Raw genomic sequence first — 1,533 nt, 5'->3', positions numbered from 1 at the left:
CTCTCGCGGATCGCCGCGCCCAGCCGCTCGGGCGGCACCGGCCGCATGGACACCACCATCGGCCCGCGCAGCCGGCCTGCCGGCCGGCACTCCCGGCCGGTCACGTACATCGGCACGTTCCGGCCCTGCTCGACGTGCCGGACCGGCACGCCCGCCCGGGCCAGCGCCCACTCGAAGGTGAAGCTGCACCCGAGCAGGAACGACACCAGGTCGTCGCGCCAGTACGCGCGCGCGTCCGTGGGCTCGTCCACCAGCTCGCCGTCCTGCCAGATCCGGTAGCGCGGCAGGTCGGTGCGCAGATCGGCGCCCTCGGCGAGGACGGTCGCCGCGGAACCGGCGTCCGTGACGTCGAGCACGGGGCAGGGCTTGGGGTTGCGCTGGCAGAACAGCAGCATGTCGTAGGCCCAGTCGGCGGGCACCGCGATCAGGTTGGCCTGTGTGTGGCCCGCCGCGACCCCCGCGGTGGGCCCGGCCAGGCCCGCGCGGAAGCGGGCCCGCGCCGTTTCCGGGCTCCACGCGTGCGCGCGCGCGTCGACCGCGACGACGGCGCGGTCCGCCACGGCACGATCCGTAACGGTACGGTCCGTCACGGCGCGGTCCTCGGTACGGTCCGTCCGCGTCACGCCAGTTCCTTCCCGCGCGTCTCCGGCAGCCCGAGCAGGGCCAGCGCGGCGAGGCCGTAGCCGATCGCGCCGAAGACCAGCGCACCGCCCACGCCCCAACTGTCCGCCAGGTACCCCACCAGGGTCGGGAACACCGCGCCCACCGCGCGGCCCGTGTTGTACGTGAACCCCTGGCCGGTGCCGCGCACCGCCGTCGGGTACAGCTCGCTCAGGTAGGAGCCGAAGCCGCTGAAGATGGCCGACATGCAGAAACCGAGCGGGAAACCGAGCACCAGCAGCAGGGTGTCGGCGCCGTGCGGGATGTTCGCGTACGCCACGACGCACACCGCCGACAGCAGGGCGAACAGCCAGATGTTGTTCCGCCGGCCGAGCCGGTCGGTCAGCCGGCCGCCGGTCAGATAGCCGAGGAACGCGCCGGAGATCAGGAAGGCCAGGTAGCCGCCGGTGCCGACGACCGACAGACCGCGCTCCGACTTCAGGTACGTCGGCACCCAGGTCGCCAGCGTGTAGTAGCCGCCCTGCACGCCGGTGGACAGCAGGCTCGCGAAGACCGTGGTGCGCAGCAGCCCCGGGACGCCGTCCCGGCCGGGCCGGAAGACCGCCGCGAACGAGCCCCGCCGCGGGTCCTGTTCGCGGGCCGCCGTCGCCGTGGACGCGTCGTGCACCCCGCGGCGCAGCCACACCACGAGCAGCGCGGGCAGCGCGCCGGTCCAGAACATCACCCGCCAGGCCAGGTCGTCGTCGGCGAGGGAGAAGACCAGCGTGTAGACGCCCGCCGCCAGTGCCCAGCCGACGGCCCAGGAACTCTGCACCGCGCCGAGCGTCCGGCCCCGGTGGCGGGCGCCCGCGTACTCGGCGACCAGGATCGCGCCGACCGCCCACTCGCCGCCGAAGCCGAGGCCCTGGAGGG

General features: G+C 74.6%; 2 protein-coding genes. Both read right to left on the bottom strand.

Features of this window, described 5'->3' with window-relative positions; genetic code table 11:
- A partial coding sequence (locus IE312_RS43450; RefSeq protein WP_370467690.1) for a D-glutamate cyclase family protein occupies positions 1-623 on the bottom strand: 623 nt, incomplete at its 3' end.
- On the bottom strand, positions 620-1,533 hold a 914-nt coding region (locus tag IE312_RS36530), incomplete at its 5' end, for an MFS transporter (protein WP_229900879.1). The genes IE312_RS43450 and IE312_RS36530, both read right to left, overlap by 4 nt.

It is taken from the genome of Streptomyces capoamus, from assembly GCF_014654935.1.
Classification (GTDB): Bacteria; Actinomycetota; Actinomycetes; order Streptomycetales; family Streptomycetaceae; genus Streptomyces; species Streptomyces capoamus.
The sequence above is the reverse complement of the archived record's forward strand: the minus strand, read 5'-3'. Positions and strand labels throughout refer to the sequence as shown.